The organism is uncultured Friedmanniella sp., from assembly GCF_964244285.1.
Classification (GTDB): domain Bacteria; phylum Actinomycetota; class Actinomycetes; order Propionibacteriales; family Propionibacteriaceae; genus Microlunatus.
Genome location: NZ_CAXTHT010000019.1, coordinates 1 through 17,669, shown reverse-complemented (window position 1 = coordinate 17,669; position 17,669 = coordinate 1). Strand labels below are relative to the sequence as shown.

Below are 17,669 nucleotides of genomic sequence, written 5' to 3'. Positions count from 1 at the left end.
AGCGGTGGGAGCCGCGAGGCTCAGGCCCAGCCCTGGGTGCGGGGGTCGGGGGGCAGCCGCGGGTTGAGCAGGTGGGCCACCAGGGCGGTCCAACCGGTCTGGTGCGTGGCGCCGAGACCTTCGCCGGTGTCGCCGTCGAAGAACTCGCAGAACGTCGGGTGCTCGGCCCACAGGGGGTCGTCGCTGGCCTCGATCCGGTTCCCGTCGGCCGGCCGTCGCCCGTCCACCGGACGGAAGAGCGCGGTGAGGCCGCCGTCGATCATGTCCGCGGCCTCCGTCAGGGTCTTCAGCTCACCGGAGCCGGTGGGGATCTCGATCCGGAACGACTCGCCGAAGTGCCGGCCGTAGGTGCGCAGCTTGTCGGCCAGCAGCACGTTCACCGGGAACCAGACGGGGCCGCGCCAGTTGGAGTTGCCGCCGAACATGCCGGTCCGGGACTCCCCCGGCTCGTACTCGATCGAGGTCGAGCTGCCGTGGAACTCGAAGCTCACCGGGGTCGTGTAGGCCTTCGAGAGCGAGCGGATGCCGTAGGAGGACCAGAACTCCTCGGGGTCGAACATCCGCTCCAGGATCCGCCGCAGCCGGGCCGGCTCGACCATCGACAGCAGCCGCCGCTGGCCGTCGCCCTCGGCTTCCGACAGCAGCGGCCCGACCAGACCGGGCCGGCGCTTCTGCAGCCAGCGAAGGCGCTCCCCGACGCCGGGACACTCGTCCTCCATCCAGCGCGGCACCTCCGTGGCGCCCAGCAGGGGCAGCAGCCCGACCATCGAGCGGACGCGCATCGGGTGGGCGCGGCCGTCGGGCTCGACCAGCACGTCGTAGTAGAAGCCGTCGAGCTCGTGCCACAGGGAGATGTTCCGGCTGCCGAAAGAGCTCATGGCCCGCGCGATGGAGAGAAAGTGCTCGAGGAACTTGGTGGCGGTGTCGTCCCACGCGGAGTCGTGCCGGGACAGCTCCAGTGCGATCTTGAACATCTGCTGGGAGTAGAAGGCCATCCAGCTGGTGGCGTCGGACTGCTCAAGCCGGAAGCCCGGTGGCAGGGGCGCCGACCGGTTGAACAGCCCGATGTTGTCCATCCCGAGGAAGCCGCCCTCGAAGAGGTTGAGCCCGGCGGCGTCCTGCCGGTTCACCCACCACGAGAAGTTCAGCAGCAGCTTGGTGAAGATCCGGATCAGGAACTCCTGGTCGCGGTAGCCGTCGATCCGGTAGACGTGCCACGCCGCCCAGGCGTGCACCGGCGGGTTGACGTCGCCGAAGTCCCACTCGTAGGCCGGCAGCTGGCCGTTCGGGTGCATCGCCCACTCCCGGCACATCAGCACCAACTGCTCCTTGGCGAAGGCAGGGTCGACGTGAGCCAACGGGATGGTGTGGAACGCGGTGTCCCAGGCGGCGAACCAGGGGTACTCCCACTCGTCCGGCATCGAGATCACGTCGGCCAGCGACAGGTGGGACCAGTGGGTGTTGCGGCCGTCGGCCTGGGTCCGCCCGGCGGGGGGCGGCGGCTCGGAGGGGTCTCCTTCGAGCCACTGCTCGACGTCGTAGCGGTAGAGCTGCTTGCCCCACAGCAGTCCGGCGTAGGCGCGGCGGGCGACGTGGGAGTCGGCCGCGTCCAGCCCGGGATGGATGACCGTCGCGTAGAACTCGTCGGCCTCGGCGCGGCGGGTGGTGAGGGTGTCGGCGTACGTCGGGCCGAACGTGTCCGCGTCCGGCGGAGCCGCCGAGAGCCGCAGCCGGACGGTGACGCTCGCCCCCGGGGCGACCTCGTCGAAGACGTAGCGGAAGCCGACCTTGGTGCCGCCGCGACGGGTAACGGCATCGGTGGCCGCGTGCACAACGTGGTCGTTGATCCCGTCCTTGGTGTAGCGGGCCGCGTTCATGCCGTGTCCGAAGAGCTTGAGCTGGTTCGTCTCGTTGTCGCAGAACATCACCTCGGGTGCGCCCTCGGCGGCCAGGTGGACGGCGCCCAGGTGCTGGTGCGGCAGCCGGACCGCGACGAAGCCGTCGTCGTCGGCCTCGGTGTGGGGCGAGGTCCCAGACGGTGCGAACGGCGAGACGGACGCGCGACGGTCGTCGCGGCCCCAGCTCCAGGTGTTGCGCAGCCACAGCTGGGGGATGATCTCCAACGGGGCCGGGTCGGGCCCGTGGTTGGTGGCCCTGACCGTCATGCACAGGTCGTCCGGGGACCCCTTGGCGTAGGTGGTCAGCACGTCGAAGAACCGGTTCCCGTCCAGCACGCCGGTGTCGGCCAGCTCGTACTCGCGGTCGTCACGGCCGCGGGCGGCGTTCTCGCGCCGCAGCTGCGCGTACGGGTACTCGGCCTGGGGGTAGCGGTAGAGGTACTGCATCCAGCTGTGCGTGGGCGTGCAGTCCAGGGCCCAGAAGTGCTCCTTGACGTCCTCGCCGTGGTTGCCCTCGCCGTTGGTCAGACCGAACAGCCGCTCCTTGAGGATCGGGTCGCGCCGGTTCCACAGGGCCAGCCCCAGGTTGACGAAGCCGAAGCGGTCGCACACCGCGGCCAGGCCGTCCTCGCCCCAGCGGTAGGCGCGGGCGTAGGCGTGGTCGAAGGGGAAGGAGTCCCAGGCGTCCCCGTCCGCGGAGTAGTCCTCCCGCACGGTGCCCCACTGCCGTCCGGCCACATAGGGCCCCCACTGGCGCCACGGCGCGGACGCCGCCGCCGACTCGGCCAGCCGGCGGTGCTCAGCGGTGTCGGAACGGGGCCGGGGGGAAGTCTCCGACATCACGGGCAGCAGTCTGCGCCCTCGGCGTTTCCTCCCGGTAACGCCCCCGCGAGACCCACCTGTCAGAACTGAGTTGTCCCCTGGGGCAACCAGGTTCTGACAAGTCGGCTGAAGGTGCCTCAGACGACCTCGTGCAACCAGCGGACGTCGGCGCCGTCCCCGGCGTGCCGGAACGGCTCGAGCTCGGCGTCCCAGGGCTCGCCGAGCAGCTCCGACAGGGCGGTGGCCAGGTCCCGTCCACGTCCGGCGTTCGCCATGGCGTGCCGCAGCCGGTCCTCGGGCACCTGGATGTCGCCGTGCAGACCGGTGACGGCGGCGAAGACGCCGAGGCCGGGGGTGTAGGAGTAGCGAGCGGCCTCCGAACCGGTGGACACCTCCTCGGTCACCTCGAAGCGCACCCGCTGCCAGCCCTTGAGCGCACTGGCCAGCCGGGCCGCGGTGCCCACGGGCCCCGTCCAGGTGTGTTCGCTCCGGTACGTGGCGCGCTCGACCGGTTGAGCGGTCCACGACAGCCCGACGGGCATGCCGAACACGCCGCCGACGGCCCACTCGATGTGCGGGCACAGGGCTGACGGCGCGGAGTGGATGTACAGGACGCCACGGGTCGTGCTCATGGGTTCCTCCTCGTGCTGACCGACAGCCTGAGAGCTGCCTTCCCCGACATCCTCGAGAGCCGGCCGCACGCGGTGGAACGGCACTAGTCTGCACCAGCCGCCCCATCTGCACCAGGCATCTCCTCATGGACTAAAGTCACGAATTGGTTCAGGGGTCCGGGGGTGAACCGCGTCGGCATTAGGGTGCCGGTGCGAACCGCTCGTCCCCTATCTCGAGGAGAACCACGTGAGCGACGCCGACCGTCCCGGCGCACCCGGCCCGGAGGGGCAGCAGCCCCAGGGTCCCCAGCCCCCGCAGAACCCCTACGGACAGGGCGGCCCCCAGGGTCCCCAGCAACCCGGTCCCTACGGCCAGTCCGGCCCCTACGGCCAGCCCGGCCAGCCCCCCCAGAACTACGGTCAGCCAGGTCAGCAGGGTCCCGGCCAGCCGGGTCCGGCGACCTACGGCCCCGTGCCGGGTGGCCCCTACGGCCCTCAGCCGGGCCAGCCGGGCCAGCCGGGGCAACCGGGGCAACCGGGTCAGAACCCCTACGGGCCGCCCGGACCGCCCGGACCGTACGGCGCGATGCCTCCCCGGGGACCGGCCAAGAAGTCGAAGCTGCCGCTGATCCTGGTGGCGGCCGGCGTCGTGCTGGTGCTGCTCGTCGTGGGCGCGGTGGCTCTGATCCGTAGCGCCGTCGACAGCGCGGACGACCCGGCCACGACGGGGGGCTCGGGCTCCAGCAGCGCCCCCGAAGCCGACAAGCCCTCGGACGCGGTGAAGGGCTACCTGCAGGCACTGGCCGACCAGGACGCGGACAAGGCGGTGGGCTACCTCGACGACGAGCCGGCGGACAAGACCTTCCTCAGCCACGACGTCCTCGCCGTCTCGGCCAAGACCGCCGCAATCTCGGCCGTGGACGTCCCCGAGGTGACCGACAAGTACGCGTTCAAGGTCACCTCGCACTACAAGCTGGGCGACAAGCCGGTGACCGAGGACTACTACGTCACCGAGGTCGGCGGCTCGTGGAAGGTCAGCCAGGCGGTCACCGAGATCGACCTGTCCTACGAGCGCAGCGACGCCCTGCCGATCCTCGTCAACGGCGTCGAGGTCAAGCAGGACAAGATCTCGCTCTTCCCGGGGCACTACGCCTTCACCACCAACAACGCCTACGTCTCCCTCGGCAGCAAGAGCACGCTGACCCTGACCGGGCCGTCGGACTACAAGAGCCCCCAGCTCACCCCGACCCTGACCTCGGCCGGCAAGGACGCCTTCGTGAAGGCCACGAAGACCGTGTTCGAGAAGTGCCTGGACCAGCACAAGCTCCGTCCCGCGGGCTGCCCGAACAAGATCAAGGCCGACAAGGGCCAGAAGTTCAAGGAGAGCACTGTCCGCTGGAGCGTGACCAACAACCCGTTCAAGACGGTGCGCGCCAACATCGACAGCAGGGACCCGACCACCGTCGAGTCGAGCTTCAGCACCACGTACAACTTCAAGGCGAAGGCCACGCTCGACGGCCGGAGCGTGAGCTACGACGGTGAGCCGATCGGGCTCTACACGATGACCTCGACCGGAGACCTGTCCTCGGGCAAGTCGGTCAAGGTCTCGCTGAAGAACGGCTACTGAGCTGACGCCGGGACCGGCCCTCAGCCGGCCTCGGCGTAGCTCTGGACGCAGCTGACGTCCAGCTCGAACGCGACCGGGAAGCGGCCGAAGAGCAGCTCCCCGGCGCTCCGGGCGGCGGCGCGGACCGCGTCCGCAACGGCCTCGGCCAGCTCGGTCGGGGTCTCCACGATGACCTCGTCGTGCAGGAAGTAGACCAGCGCGGGCCGCCCGCCACCGCCGTCGACGCCCCCGTCGCCGAGCTCGGCCAGGCTGCGGCGGAGCACGGCCAGCCAGACCGCCGCCCACTCGGCGGCGGTCCCCTGGACGACGAAGTTCCGGGTGAAGCGGCCCCAGTCGCGGGCAGCGCTGCGGGCCCGACGCTGGTCGGCCGCGGTGGCCTCCGGCAGGCTCGCCCGACGCTGACCCTGCTGCCAGGACTCCGGCGGCGGTGGCGACGTGCGGCCCAGCCAGGTGGTGACCACTCCGCCGCGTTCACCGGAGCGTGCCGCCTCCTCCACCAGTCCGGTCGCGGCCGGGAACGTCCGCAGCAGCCGGGGCATCAGGTGGCCGGCCTCCCCCGAGGTTGCTCCGTAGAGGGCGCCGAGCATCGCGACCTTGGCGTGGGCGCGGGTGTCCATCACGCCCTCGTCGACCAGGGCCTGGTAGAGGTCGCCACGCCGGCTGGCCCGGGCCATCGCCTCGTCGCGGGCCATCGCCGCCAGCACCCGCGGCTCGAGCTGGGCCGCGTCCGCGACGACGAGCCGGCAGCCGCGCGGCGCGACCACCGCGGCCCGGATCTGCTTGGGCAACGAGAGCGCGCCGCCGCCACGGGTGGCCCAGCGTCCCGTCACCACGCCACTGGGCACGTAGTCGGGCCGAAACCGATCCCCGCGGACCCAGCCGGCCATCCAGCCCCAGCCGTTGGCCCCGAGCAGCCGGGCCAGCTGCTTGTACTGCAGCAGCGGTGCCACCACCGGGTGGTCGATCTGCTCGAGCTCGCCCTGACGGGTGCTTTCCACCGCGATCCCCTGGACGCGCAGGGCGCGCAGCAGCTCGGGCGGCGAGTCGGGGTTGAGCCCGGGCGCGTCCAGCTCGGCGCGGACCCGGACCGCGAGCGCCTCCAGCTTGACCGGTCGCCCACCCGGCAGCGGCTTCGGGCCCAGCAGGTCCACGAGCCTGGCCCCGTGCAGGCTCTCGTCGAACGGCAGCCCCCTGCTGCTCAGCTCGGCGGCCAGCAGCGCGCTGGTCGACTCGGCCGCGAGCAGCAGTCGCAGCCGGTCCGGGTGGGTCGAGGAGGCCACCGCCTGCTGCTGCCGGACGAGCTCGGCCAGCGTCTCGGCCGGGTCGACCGGCACCGAACCGGCGGGCAGCTCGAGCAGGGTCGGCTCGGTCTCGGCCACCACCTCCCCGCGCCGCCAGCGCTCGGCCGCGGCGTCGGGCCAGGTCACCGTCACGTACGCGGACGCCGCCAGGATGCGTGCGCGGCCCGCAGGTCGTACGCGCGGGCGACCGGGACGCCCGCCTGGAGCAGCCGCGGGTAGACCGCCGACGTGTCCGGCCAGACCCAGCGGGGACGGGAGGGCTCGTACCGTTCGACCAGCGCCGGCAGGTCGGCCCAGTCGAGCATCGACGCGGGCCCCGGCCGGGCGTCGTCGTCGAGCTCGGTCACCGTCAGCACGCCGTCGGCCGGCACCACGACGACGTCCACCCGGTGAGCGTGGTCAGCAGGACTGACCAGAAAGATGAGCGCCGTCCGGCAGACGCCTCTCGGCGAGTGGCCGCTCGTAGCGGCGAAGGGTGAGGCCCGGGGGTCTTGCACCGGACGGCAGGGGGTACAAGTATCCGACCCCGTCAGGTATTCCCGCTCCGACCGCGGGACGGGTCTTCCCTCCGACTGCCCTCGCTCGTGGTCCGACGGGCGTCATGGGACAACGACTCGGCTCTCTCATCGGAGCCATCGGCGGGCTGCTGTTCGTGCAGCTGAACGCCGGCGGCCTCGGCCGGCCGGTCGGGACGGTGGTCCGGGTCGCCGGCGTTGCGGTGTTCGTGGTCGGGGTGCACTTCCTCCCGTTCGCGCGGGCCTTCCACGTCGACCTCTTCCGCCCGCTGTCGGTGGCCCTGATCGGGATCGCCGTGGGCGGGAGCGTGCTGGCGCTGCCCGCCGACCCACGCGCGGTGCCCGCGGCGGCCGTCGCAGCCGGCGCCGTGCTGCTGGCCTTCGCCGTCGTCGGCGCCCTCAGAGCGCGCGGGCCAGCGACCGGCCCACCGTCCGGCCCGTGAAGAGGCAGCCGCCGAGGAAGGTGCCCTCGAGCGCGTTGTAGCCGTGCGCGCCGCCGCCGCCGAAACCCGCCACCTCACCGGCGGCGTAGAGGCCCGGTACCGGCGCCGCCTGGGCGTCCAGTGCGCGGCCGTCGAGGTCGGTCTGGATGCCGCCGAGAGTCTTGCGGGTGATGATGTGCAGCTTCACCGCGATCAGCGGCCCGTGCGCCGGGTCGAGGATCCGGTGCGGCTTGGCCGTCCGTGCCAGCCGGTCGCCGAGGAAGCGACGGCTGGTGCGGATGCCGTTGACCTGGGTGTCCTTGCTGAACGGGTTCGCGATCTCGGCGTCCCGCTGCTCGATCTGCGAACGGAGCCGGGAGAGGTCCAGCAGCGGAGCCTCGGTCAGCCGGTTCATCCCGCTGACCAAGGTCGGCCAGGTTGTCGGCCACCACGAAGTCGGCGCCGTGCTCCTTGAACGCCTCGACCGGCGGCGGCGCGCCCTTGCCCAGCCGGCTCCGGACCACCAGTCGCAGGTCGCGGGCGGTGAGGTCGGGGTTCTGCTCCGAGCCCGAGAGCGCGAACTCGCGCTCGATGATGGTCTGGGTGAGCACGAACCAGGAGTGGTCGTACGCGGCGATGTCCGGCGTGGCCCGCAGCAGCCGGAGCGTGCCCAACGTGTCGTAGCCCGGCAGCCCGGGCACGGGCAGCCGCCGTCCCAGCGCGTCGAACCACATCGACGACGGGCCCGGCAGGATGCGGATGCCGTGACCCGGCCAGACCGGGTCCCAGTTCGCCACGCCCTCGGTGTAGTGCCACATCCGGTCGGAGTTGACCAACCGGACGCCCGACTGCTCGGCGATGTCGAGCATCCGGCCGTCCACGTGGGCAGGGACGCCGGTGATCATCTGCTGCGGCGGGGTGCCCAGCCGGGCCGGCCAGTTCCGGCGCACCTGCGCGTGGTTCGCGCCGATCCCGCCGGTAGCCAGCACGACGGCCTGGGCGGAGAGCGAGAACTCCCCCACCACGTCGCGGCTCGAGGTGACACCGCGCGCGGAGTCATCAGGCGCCAGCACCGCACCGTGGACGCCGGTCACCGCACCGCCCTCGAACACCAGCCCGTCGACGCGGTGCCGGTGCGCGAAGGTCAGTCCGCCGGCCCGGGCCGCCTCGCGGGCGCGGTCGGCGAAGGGTTCGGAGATGCCCGTCCCGGTCCCCCACGGCACGTGGAACCGGGGCACGGAGTTGCCGTGGCCGCCGGCCGTCCCGTCGCCGCGCTCGGCCCAGCCGACCAGCGGGGTGAAGCGGACGCCGTGGGCCTCCAGCCAGGCCCGCTTCTCACCGGCCGCGAACTCCACGTAGGCCCGTCCCCAGCGGGCGGCCCACTCGTCCTGAGGGTGCTCCCCCTCCAGCCGGTCCCAGCCGGCGCTGCCCTGCCAGTCCTGCCAGGCCAGCTCGAAGGATTCGCGGACCCGCAGCCGCCGCTGCTGGGGTGAGTCGACCAGGAAGATGCCGCCGAAGGACCAGAACGCCTGACCGCCAAGGTTCGCCTCGTTCTCCTGGTCCACGAGCAGGACGGCCCTGCCGGCCCGGACCAGCTCGTGCGCGGCCACGAGCCCCGCCAGCCCCCCGCCCACGACGATGACGTCGGCGTCCATGGCCCTCCTCGCAGTCGGTGGCCAGCCTATGGCGTGTCGGCCCCTGCGACCGGCCTCCGTAGGGTGGCCTGATGCGTACGGCTCCCTACGGCTCCTGGCCCTCCCCCGTCACCGTCGACCAGCTGACCTCCGCCAGTGTGGGGCTGTCGGAGGTCCGGATCGAGGGCCGCGACCTGTACTGGCTGGAGTCCCGGGCCGACCAGGGCGGCCGGCTGAGCCTGTGGCGGGCGCCGGTCGAGGGTGGCGAGGCGCAGGAGGTCACCGAGGCCCCGGCCAACGTCCGGACCCGCGTGCACGAGTACGGCGGCGGTGCCTATGACGTACAGGACGGGGTGGTCGTCTACTCCGAGATGTCCGACGGCCGGCTGCGGGTCGTCCAGGACGGCGTGACCAGCGAGCCGATCACCCCGGACGCGGCCCTGCGCTACGCCGACCTGCGCGTGCACCGCGGCCGGGGGCTGGTGCTGGCCGTCCGCGAGGACCACCGCGGCGAGGGCGAGGCTCAGAACACGGTGGTCGCCCTGGACCTGGCCGGCCCGAACGAGGACGGCGGCCGGGTGCTGGCCTCCGGCGCCGACTTCTACGCGACTCCCGAGCTCGGCCCCGACGGCCGGCTGGCCTGGGTGCAGTGGGACCACCCGAACATGCCCTGGGACGCGACCGCGCTGAGCGTCGCACCGCTCGAGGGAGACACCTCGTCCGGCTGGCGGCTGGGCGCGTCGCAGCACGTCGCCGGCGGCAGCGAGGAGTCCGCGGTCCAGCCGCGCTGGCTGACCGGGGGCGCCCTGCTCTTCTGCTCCGACCGGACGGACTGGTGGAACCTGTACGCCCTCGGTCCCGACGACGAGCGGCCGCGGGCGTTGTCCCCGGCCGAGGCGGAGTTCTGCGGACCGCAGTGGGTGCTCGGCCAGACCCCGTACGCGGTGCTCGACGACGACCGGCTGGTCTGCGCGGTCAACCGGTCCGGCGTCGAGTCGGTGGTGCTGCTCCGGCTCTCCACCGGCGAGCTGACCCCCCTCACCAGCGACGGCACCTCGGCCCACGACCTCGCGGCCGGCTCCGGGCGGATCGCCGCCACCTTGGCCTACCCCGACCGGCCCGGAGCGGTCGCGGTGCTGGACGCGGACGCCGCGGGCTGGACCGAGCGTCGTCGCTCCAGCACACTGGCCCTGCCGATCGAGGCGGTGTCACTGGCCCAGCCGGTCCGGTGGCCGGCCGCGGATGGCTCCGGCGACGTGCACGGCTGGTTCTACCCGCCCACCCACCCCGAGCTGAGCGGGCCCGACGGTGCGTTGCCGCCGCTGATCACCCTGTCCCACGGCGGCCCGACCTCCTACAGCTCGTCCTCGCTCATCCTCGGGCACCAGTTCTGGACCTCCCGCGGCTACGCCGTGCTGGACGTGAACTACGGCGGCAGCACCGGGTACGGACGGACCTACCGGGAGCGGCTGGTGGGCCGGTGGGGGCTGGTCGACGTGGCCGACTGCGCCTCCGGCGCGGCGGCGATGGGCGAGCGCGGGCTGGCCGACCCCGCCCGGCTCGCGGTGAAGGGCGGCAGTGCCGGCGGCTACACCACCCTGCGGGCCCTGACCGCGACCCAGACCTTCGCCGCCGGGATCAGCCAGTACGGCGTCGGCGACCTCGAGGCCCTGGCCCTGCACACCCACAAGTTCGAGTCGCGCTACCTCGACGGCCTGGTCGGACCGTACCCCGAGGCGCGGGAGGTCTACCTGGACCGCTCCCCGATCCAGCACCTGGACCAGCTGGCCGCGCCGATCCTCCTGCTGCAGGGCACCGAGGACAAGGTCGTGCCGCCCGAGCAGGCCGAGGACATGGCCGCCGCCGCCCGGGAGCAGGGGCTGCCGGTGGCCCTGCTGATGTTCGCGGGCGAGGGCCACGGCTTCCGACGGGCCGAGAACATCCGCGCCTCGCTCGACGCCCAGCAGTACTTCCTCGGCCGCATCTTCGGCTTCACCCCCGCCGACGACGTGCCGGAGATCTCCATCGACAACCTGCCCTGAGCAGGTCCTCCTCAGGGTGTCGAGAAGTGACCATGCACGCCTTCTTCACACACGTACGGTCACCTCAACGGCGGCCGCGTGCCGAACAGCGCCTGACCCACCCGGACGGTGGTCGCCCCGTGGGCTATGGCCAGCTCGAAGTCGCCCGACATGCCCATCGAGAGCTCCTCGTAGCTGCCCGGGGCGGCGTCGAGCTGCCGTAGCCGCCGCTGCAGCTCCTGCACCCGGGTGAAGCAGGCCGCCACCTCGTCCCGATCGTCGGAGTAGACCGCCAGCGTCATCAGCCCACGGACCTGTAGCGAGGCGTACGGGCGCAGGTCCAGGACGAACTGCTCCACGTCGGCCGGCGCCAGCCCGGTCTTGGCGATCTCGCCCGAGGAGTTGACCTGGACGAAGACGTCGAGGCCGCGTCCCTCCTCCTGCAGGCGGCGGTCCAGCGCCTGAGCCAGCTTGAGCGAGTCGAGGGTGTGCAGCTCGTCGGCGAAACCGAGGGCCGCGCGGACCTTGTTGGTCTGCAGGTGCCCGATCACCGCCCAGCGCAGGTCGGACCGGTCGGTCATCGCCTCGGCCTTGCCAGCGGCCTCCTGGACGCGGTTCTCCCCGAACAGCCGCAGGCCGGCGTCGAACGCCTCGAGGAGCACCTCGACCGGGTGCGTTTTGGTCACCGCCATCAGCCGGACCTCGGCCGGGTCACGCCCGGCACCGGCGCAGGCAGCGGCGATGCGTCGCTGGACCTCGGTCAGCTGGTCGGCGAGGTCGGACATGGTGCGAGGGTAACCGCCGGTCGAGCGACCCGCGCTCCCCGGCGTGACCCGTGGCGGCGTCGACCTCACGCGAACGGATCGGTGATCTCCCGCAGCCGCAGCAGGTGTCGGCGCAGCTCCTCGTCGGCCTGACCACCCAGGTGCCGGCTCCACTCGTCCTCGATCCCGGACTGGACGGCGGTGGCGATCCTGATGACGTCGTGACCGCGGCTCGTGATGCACACCAGCCGAGCCCGGCCGTCGTCCGGGTCGGGGACCCGCTCGACGTATCCCGCGGCCTCGAGCTGGTCGACGAGGAACTTGGCCGCCTGCTTGCTGGCCTGAGCGGCCGCAGCCAGCGCGGTGAGTCGCGAGCCGTTCGGGTCGACCCGCTGGAAGAGGCGCGCCTGCACAAGCGTGATGGGATGGCCGGCCGCGACGACGGCGTCGAGAATCCGCTGCTCCATGTGCCGGTAGGGGATGAAGAGCAGGACCCCCAGGCTGGGGCCGGCATGCCCTGCTCCCTCGGGCGTCGCTGTGGTCATTCGCACCTCTTGCCTTCGTGGCCGGTTCGGCGTCACACTAGTCAAAGGCTATTACTAACGAGGGCAGCGATGGACGACGAGACCTGGAGCCTGGTTGAGGACGAACGCCGGACCCTGGCGGACCTGCTGGAGCCGCTGACGCCCGAGCAGTGGTCGTCGCCCTCGCTGTGCGCGGAGTGGCGGATCCGCGACGTCGCCGCCCACCTGGGGATGACGCCGGGCGGCGCCCCCTCGGTCGCGACGATGCTCCGGGCCCTGCTCGCGAACCGAGGTCGTCTGTGGGCGGCTGGCCGCGACGTCGCGGTCGCGTACGCGGCGATGCCGACGGCCGAGATCGTCGCCGGGCTGCGGCGTGACGCGGCCGCCCGGACGAGGCCCGTGTTCGTGGTCGCGGACAACATCCTGCCGGACCTCGTCATCCACGGGCAGGACATCGCCGTCCCGCTGCAGATCACGAGGCCCGTTCCGGCGGCGGCCGGGCGGCTGGCGTTGGCTCGCATCTGGTCGATGGGCTGGCCCTTCCACGCCCGCCGCCGGCTCGACGGGGTCTCGTTGCGTGCCGACGACTGCGACTGGACCGCGGGGAACGGGCCCGAGCTCCTCGGGAGCGCGGGGCACCTGCTGCTGCTGATGACCGGCCGGGTCGGCGCCGTCGAGCGTGTCCGTGGGCCGGGGGCGGACGTCGTGGGTCGCCGAGTCGCCCGAGACCAACCTGTTCGGCCACCAGCAGAAGGAGCACACCCATGACCTACGGCGTGATCGTGAGGGTCGCCGGCGACGTCGCCGACTACGACCAGCTCCACGAAGCCACCGTGGAGCGAACCGGTGGCGACCTCGGCGGTCTGTTGCTGCACATCGGTCGGGCGACCGAGGAGGGGTTCGAGATCATCGAGGTCTGGGACACCCCCGAGCAGTTCGACCGATGCAACCGGGAGGTGATCTGGCCGTTGATGGCCGAGATCGGAGCGCCGCGGCCGGCGGCGGAACCGGTGGTCGTCGAGTTCACCCCCCGGGGCCTCGTGCTCGCCGGAACGCGCATCGTTCGCTGACGCGCGCCCAGCCGTCGTCGAGCGGCGGTGGAGATGTGGTCACGGATATGCGCGGACAGGCGACACGAGCCTGCAGTCTGCGGGACACTCCACCCGTGATCCGCGTCGAAGTGGTGTTCGGGCTCATCGTGTTCGCCCTCTGGGTGTTCTGCCTGATCGAGGTCATCGTCAGCCGGGACGGCGCGGTGCGCCAGCTGCCGAAGCTGGCCTGGCTGGTGATCGTGCTGCTCTTCCCGCTGGCCGGGTCGATCGCCTGGCTGGTCGTCGGACGGCCGGCGGCGACGACGGCCACACCGTCCCGCTTCGAGCGCCCGGTCCCCGAGTACCCGGAGTACGACCGGCCCGGCCGGGCCACCGCCACCAACCCCGAGGCCGACGCGGCGTTCCTGCGTCAGGTGCGTGAACGCGCCGAGCAGCAGCGCCGGGCCTACCGCGACCGGCAGCGGCGCGAGGCCGAGGGGCGGGGCGAAGCCGGCGAGAACTGACTCCCCGCCTATTGACCCGCTCGTGAACGGTCCGACGGGCTCAGGGCCAGCGGGCGCCGAGGGAGATCATGCCGGCGGCAGCCAGGATGGCCAGGAAGAGGCCGAAGCCGGCGTAGCGGGAGGTGACCTCCTGGTCGACCTTCTCCTTGCCGACCGAGCTGCCGATGTCCTTGTAGACCTCCTTCAGCTGGCCGGCCGAGGTCGCCGTGTAGGCCTCGCCGCCGGAGATCCGGGACACCCGGGCCAGCTCGGAGCGGTCGACGGGCACCGACTCGCGGCGGCCACCGATCTCGATGTAGCCGTCGGCGGTGCCGTAGGCGATCGTGTAGACGGGCACGTTCTGGGCCTTCGCCGCCGCGGCCGCCTCGTCCGAGGGCCGACCCACCTGGGTCTTGCCGTCGCTCAGCAGCACGATCCGCGCGGGCGCCACCGCCGTGGGGTCGCTCGGGTCGGGCGGGGCCTGGGCCAGCGCGGCCAGCGAGGTGTAGATGCCCTCCCCGATGGCGGTCGACTGCTGCGGCTGCAGGGCGCTGATGGCCGCCGTGACGGCCCCGCGGTCCAGGGTCGGCGGCACCAGCGTGGTGGCCGACATGGCGAACGAGACGAGCGAGACGTTGAACTTGGGCGGGAGGCTGTTCACGAAGTCCGACGCCGCCGCCTTGGCCGCCTCGAGCCGGTTGGGCTGCACGTCGGTGGCCATCATCGAGAGCGAGACATCGATGGTGACCACGATCGTGGCCCTCTCGCGCGGGACCGACACTTCATCCTTCGGCTTGGCGAAGGCCAGCGTCAGGGTGAGCAGACTGGCGATCGACAGCCCCACGGCGACGTGCCGCAGCCAGGTCCGGTCCCGGGGGATGACGAGGTCGAACATGGTCCGTCCGGTCGCCCGGGTGCGCTGGCGTCGACGGCGCACCAGCCCGAGGTACAGCCCGACCAGGGCGGGGATCAGCAGCAGCAGCCAGAGCCGGCTCGGCGCCAGGAAGGCCAGCATCGGGCTCATCATCAGCGACGACATCATGGCCATCTCGCCCCCAGGGAGATCGCCCCGAGGGCGGCGAGCACGGCCAGGGCCAGGCCGTAGCCGGCGAACCGAGAGGTCACCTCGCGGTCGGCCTTCTCATAGCCCACCTCGGAGCCGATGTTCTGGTAGACCGTCTTGAGCTGGTCGGCCGTGGCGGCGGCGAAGTACTCACCACCACTGATCTGGGCGACGGACCGCATCTCGTCGTGGTCGACCGGGACTGGCTCCCGCTTCCCGTCGAGGTCCACGTAGCCGTTCTCGGTGCCGTACGCGATCGTGTAGACCGGGACCTTCGCGTTCTTGGCGTCGGTCGCGGCCTGCTCGGGCGCCCGGCCGGTGGTGTTGGAGCCGTCGCTCAACAACACGATCGCGCCGGGCGCGACCGAGTCGGGGTTGGCCGGGTCCTTCGGAGCCTGGCTCAGCGCGCGCAGACCGGCGTAGATGCCCTCACCGATCGCCGTGGAGTCCTGCAGCTTGATCGTGCCGACCGCGTTCTCGACGGTGTCGTGGGCGGTGGTCGGCGGCACCAGGACCGAGGCCGAGCCGGCCATCGAGACCAGCGACACGTTGTACTTCTCGGGCAGCGAGGCGACGAACTCCACCGCCGCCTTCTTGGCCGCGTCCAGGCGGGTCGGGGCGACGTCGGTGGCCTGCATGGAGAGCGAGGCGTCCAGGACGACCACGATGGTGGCCCGCTCCCGCGGCACCTCGACCTCGGTCTTCGGCCGGGCGAACGCCGCCGTCAGGGTGATCAGGCTCAGCAGCGAGAGGGCGACGGCGACGTGGCGGCGCCACTGGGACTGCTTGGGTACCACCACCGCCAGCATCGAGGTGTTGGTGAAGCGCATTCCCCGACGGTTCTTGCGCCGCGACGCGAAGACGTAGCCCGCGACCAGCAGCGGGATGGCGAGCAGGATCAGCAGGCGCTGCGGGTCGAGGAAGGCCAGCATCGGCACAGGTGAGGTCATCTCGTCACTCCCTGCGGCGGGGCGTGCAACATGCTGGCCACCCGCCGGTAGGCCAGCACGAAACGTGCGATGTCGGAGACCCAGTCGCGGTCGGTGCGCAGCTGGATGTGACCGACACCGGCACGACGAAGCGCGATCCGGATTCGTTCCCGCTGGGCGGCGCTGGCCGCATCCATCCTGGCCCGCGCGTCCGGGTCGGCGGTATTCACGTAACGCTCGAAGTTGGTCTCGGGGTCGCGGATCAGCATGTCGCCGACGTCGGGGAACTCGACCTCCCGGCGGTCCACCACCTCGATGGCCAGCACCTGGTTGCGGACGCCGAGGCGGCGCATCGACCGCTCCCACTCGGGCTCGACGTTCGGGTCCAGCTCGTGGTCGCCGGGTGAGAGGAAGTCCGAGACGACCACCCGCAGACCACGACGGCGCTGGGTGCGGGAAAGCGCCTCGATACCGGCCGCGAGCGACATCTCACCGGTCGCGTGGTCGGGCACGAACGGCTCGGTCAGCATCGACCGCAGCAGCCCGTACAAGGCCGACCGGCCCGAACGCGCCGGCAGCCGGCGCAGCGTGTCGGGACGCATCACGTAGCCGCCGAACCGGTCGCCCATCTTCTGGCTGAGGAAGCCGATGGTGGCGACGGCGGCGATGCCGAGGTCGCGCTTGGTGACCCCCTCGGTCCCCCAGTTCATCGACGGGGTCACGTCGAGCAGGGCCCACACCTCCAGCTCGCGGTCCGACATCGTGTCCCGCACGTACGGGACGGTCGTCCGTGCCGTCACCGACCAGTCGATCTTGCGGACGTCGTCCTCGCCGGCGATGTAGAGCCGCGCGTCGTTGGTCTCCGAGCCGGGCCCGGGCAGCAGCCCCAGGTGGTCACCGTGCAGGTAGCCCTCGAGCCGCCGGACGATGGTGAGCTCGAGCCGGCGCAGCGCCGCCTCGGGGGCCAGCTTGTTCAGCGGGATGGTGGCCCGGGTCGGCTGGCTCAGCACGGACGCGACCGCGCCGAAGCGGTCCTCCGTGCTGCTCGAGGACGGGGCTGTCATGCCGGCGGGCCGTCCCGTGGGGGGAGGGAAGGCGGGGCCGGGAGGGGCGGTCGACACCGGCTACCTCAGGAGAAGTCCGGCGGCGGGTACTGGCCCGCAGGCGCCTGACCGTAGGGCGCCTGGCTCGGGTACTGCTGCTGCGGGTACGGCTGACCCGGGTGCGGCTGTCCCTGCTGGGGCTGGCCCTGATGCGGCTGGCCCTGGTGCTGGGGCTGAGGCTGTCCCTGGGGCTGGCCCTGCTGAGACGCGTTCCAGACCGGGGTGGGGGGCGGCACCATGGCCACGATCCGCTCGACCACCTGGGCGGCGGAGATGTTGTCGGCGACCGCGTCGAAGCCCAGCACGATCCGGTGCGCCATCACGTTCTTGGCCACCGCCTGGACGTCGGTCGGCAGCACGTAGTCGCGGCCGTGGATGAGGGCCAGCGCGCGGGACGCGGCGACCAGGCCGAGGGTCGCGCGGGGGCTGCAGCCGATCTGGATCACCGAGGTGAGGTCGGGCAGGTTGAACTCCGCGGGCGTCCGGGTCGCGAGCACGAGCCGGACGATGTACTCCGCCACCAGGTTGTGCACGAAGACCTCGCCGGCCTGACGCTGCAGCTGCAGCACCATCGCCGGATCCAGCACGGGGCTGGCGCTGGGCGGGTCGACGCTCATCCGGCGGAGGATCTCGAACTCCTCGTTACCGCGGGGGTACGGGACGTCGATCTTGAGCAGGAAGCGGTCGCGCTGGGCTTCGGGCAGCGGGTACACGCCCTCGGACTCGACCGGGTTCTGGGTGGCGATGACGATGAAGGGCCGCGGCACCGGATAGGTCGTGCCGCCGATGGAGACCTGCTTCTCCGCCATCAGCTCGAGCATCGCCGCCTGCACCTTGGCCGGCGCCCGGTTGATCTCGTCCGCCAGCACGAAGTTGACGAAGATCGGGCCCAGCTCGACGT

General features: G+C 72.0%; 17 protein-coding genes and 1 pseudogene. 6 read left to right on the top strand and 12 right to left on the bottom strand.

The features are described 5' to 3' along the window. Window positions 1-20: 20 nt before the first annotated feature. Entirely contained in the window at window positions 21-2,738 is a 2,718-nt protein-coding gene (locus ACFE7W_RS20310) for a hypothetical protein (protein WP_375426647.1), read from the bottom strand. Window positions 2,739-2,857: 119 nt separating this feature from the next. Further along, on the bottom strand, window positions 2,858-3,352 hold the full coding sequence (locus tag ACFE7W_RS20305; protein WP_375426646.1) for a DUF3145 domain-containing protein: 495 nt from the start codon (window positions 3,350-3,352) through the stop codon (window positions 2,858-2,860). Between the two features lie 226 nt (window positions 3,353-3,578). Here ACFE7W_RS20305 and ACFE7W_RS20300 point away from each other — a divergent pair, with 226 nt between their 5' ends. Beyond that, the gene (locus ACFE7W_RS20300; RefSeq protein WP_375426645.1) at window positions 3,579-4,958 is read left to right on the top strand and encodes a hypothetical protein; all 1,380 of its coding nucleotides are present in this window, start codon (window positions 3,579-3,581) and stop codon (window positions 4,956-4,958) included. A gap of 20 nt (window positions 4,959-4,978) precedes the next feature. On the opposite strand, the gene ACFE7W_RS20295 is transcribed toward ACFE7W_RS20300, so the two are convergent. Then, window positions 4,979-6,385: a bifunctional 3'-5' exonuclease/DNA polymerase gene (locus ACFE7W_RS20295; protein ID WP_375426644.1), complete on the bottom strand. Its 1,407-nt coding sequence runs from the start codon at window positions 6,383-6,385 to the stop codon at window positions 4,979-4,981. 2 nt (window positions 6,386-6,387) lie between these two features. Then, window positions 6,388-6,645, bottom strand: coding sequence for a hypothetical protein (locus ACFE7W_RS20290; protein WP_375426643.1), 258 nt, complete (start codon window positions 6,643-6,645; stop codon window positions 6,388-6,390). A 215-nt stretch (window positions 6,646-6,860) separates the two neighbouring features. Here ACFE7W_RS20290 and ACFE7W_RS20285 point away from each other — a divergent pair, with 215 nt between their 5' ends. Continuing rightward, entirely contained in the window at window positions 6,861-7,217 is a 357-nt protein-coding gene (locus ACFE7W_RS20285) for a hypothetical protein (RefSeq protein WP_375426642.1), read from the top strand. Here the strand turns inward: ACFE7W_RS20285 and ACFE7W_RS20280 are convergent. Further along, window positions 7,174-7,611 (bottom strand): FAD-binding protein, encoded by a 438-nt coding sequence (locus tag ACFE7W_RS20280; RefSeq protein WP_375426641.1) that lies wholly within the window; start codon window positions 7,609-7,611, stop codon window positions 7,174-7,176. The genes ACFE7W_RS20285 and ACFE7W_RS20280 overlap by 44 nt on opposite strands. A gap of 64 nt (window positions 7,612-7,675) precedes the next feature. Then, window positions 7,676-8,851 (bottom strand): annotated as a pseudogene (locus tag ACFE7W_RS20275) (FAD-binding dehydrogenase); the annotation flags it as partial. 71 nt (window positions 8,852-8,922) lie between these two features. Here ACFE7W_RS20275 and ACFE7W_RS20270 point away from each other — a divergent pair. Next, the gene (locus tag ACFE7W_RS20270) at window positions 8,923-10,872 is read left to right on the top strand and encodes a S9 family peptidase (protein ID WP_375426640.1); all 1,950 of its coding nucleotides are present in this window, start codon (window positions 8,923-8,925) and stop codon (window positions 10,870-10,872) included. 59 nt (window positions 10,873-10,931) lie between these two features. Here ACFE7W_RS20270 and ACFE7W_RS20265 read toward each other — a convergent pair whose 3' ends face one another. Both ACFE7W_RS20265 and ACFE7W_RS20260 read right to left on the bottom strand, forming a co-directional pair. Then, window positions 10,932-11,636, bottom strand: a complete 705-nt coding sequence (locus ACFE7W_RS20265) for a YggS family pyridoxal phosphate-dependent enzyme (RefSeq protein WP_375426639.1) — start codon at window positions 11,634-11,636, stop codon at window positions 10,932-10,934. A gap of 65 nt (window positions 11,637-11,701) precedes the next feature. Beyond that, window positions 11,702-12,160 carry a MarR family winged helix-turn-helix transcriptional regulator gene (locus ACFE7W_RS20260; RefSeq protein WP_375426638.1) on the bottom strand — a complete coding sequence of 153 codons (459 nt, stop codon included), beginning with the start codon at window positions 12,158-12,160 and terminating at the stop codon, window positions 11,702-11,704. Window positions 12,161-12,229: 69 nt separating this feature from the next. Between ACFE7W_RS20260 and ACFE7W_RS20255 the strand changes: the two genes are divergently transcribed. From ACFE7W_RS20255 to ACFE7W_RS20245, 3 genes are all read left to right on the top strand, one after another. Further along, entirely contained in the window at window positions 12,230-12,907 is a 678-nt protein-coding gene (locus tag ACFE7W_RS20255; protein ID WP_375426637.1) for a maleylpyruvate isomerase family mycothiol-dependent enzyme, read from the top strand. Then, on the top strand, window positions 12,904-13,209 hold the full coding sequence (locus tag ACFE7W_RS20250) for a hypothetical protein (protein WP_375426636.1): 306 nt from the start codon (window positions 12,904-12,906) through the stop codon (window positions 13,207-13,209). The genes ACFE7W_RS20255 and ACFE7W_RS20250 overlap by 4 nt, the downstream gene beginning before the upstream one ends. Window positions 13,210-13,304: 95 nt before the next feature. Further along, on the top strand, window positions 13,305-13,694 hold the full coding sequence (locus ACFE7W_RS20245; protein ID WP_375426635.1) for a PLD nuclease N-terminal domain-containing protein: 390 nt from the start codon (window positions 13,305-13,307) through the stop codon (window positions 13,692-13,694). 40 nt (window positions 13,695-13,734) lie between these two features. Here ACFE7W_RS20245 and ACFE7W_RS20240 read toward each other — a convergent pair whose 3' ends face one another. The 4 genes from ACFE7W_RS20240 to ACFE7W_RS20225 all read right to left on the bottom strand — a co-directional run. Further along, window positions 13,735-14,703, bottom strand: coding sequence for a VWA domain-containing protein (locus ACFE7W_RS20240; RefSeq protein WP_375426658.1), 969 nt, complete (start codon window positions 14,701-14,703; stop codon window positions 13,735-13,737). Between the two features lie 8 nt (window positions 14,704-14,711). Further along, window positions 14,712-15,686, bottom strand: a complete 975-nt coding sequence (locus tag ACFE7W_RS20235) for a VWA domain-containing protein (RefSeq protein WP_375426634.1) — start codon at window positions 15,684-15,686, stop codon at window positions 14,712-14,714. Next, entirely contained in the window at window positions 15,683-16,729 is a 1,047-nt protein-coding gene (locus tag ACFE7W_RS20230; RefSeq protein ID WP_375426633.1) for a DUF58 domain-containing protein, read from the bottom strand. The genes ACFE7W_RS20235 and ACFE7W_RS20230 overlap by 4 nt, the downstream gene beginning before the upstream one ends. 65 nt (window positions 16,730-16,794) lie before the next feature. Next, window positions 16,795-17,669 (bottom strand): AAA family ATPase (locus ACFE7W_RS20225; RefSeq protein ID WP_375426632.1); only part of this gene is annotated, 875 nt, incomplete at its 5' end.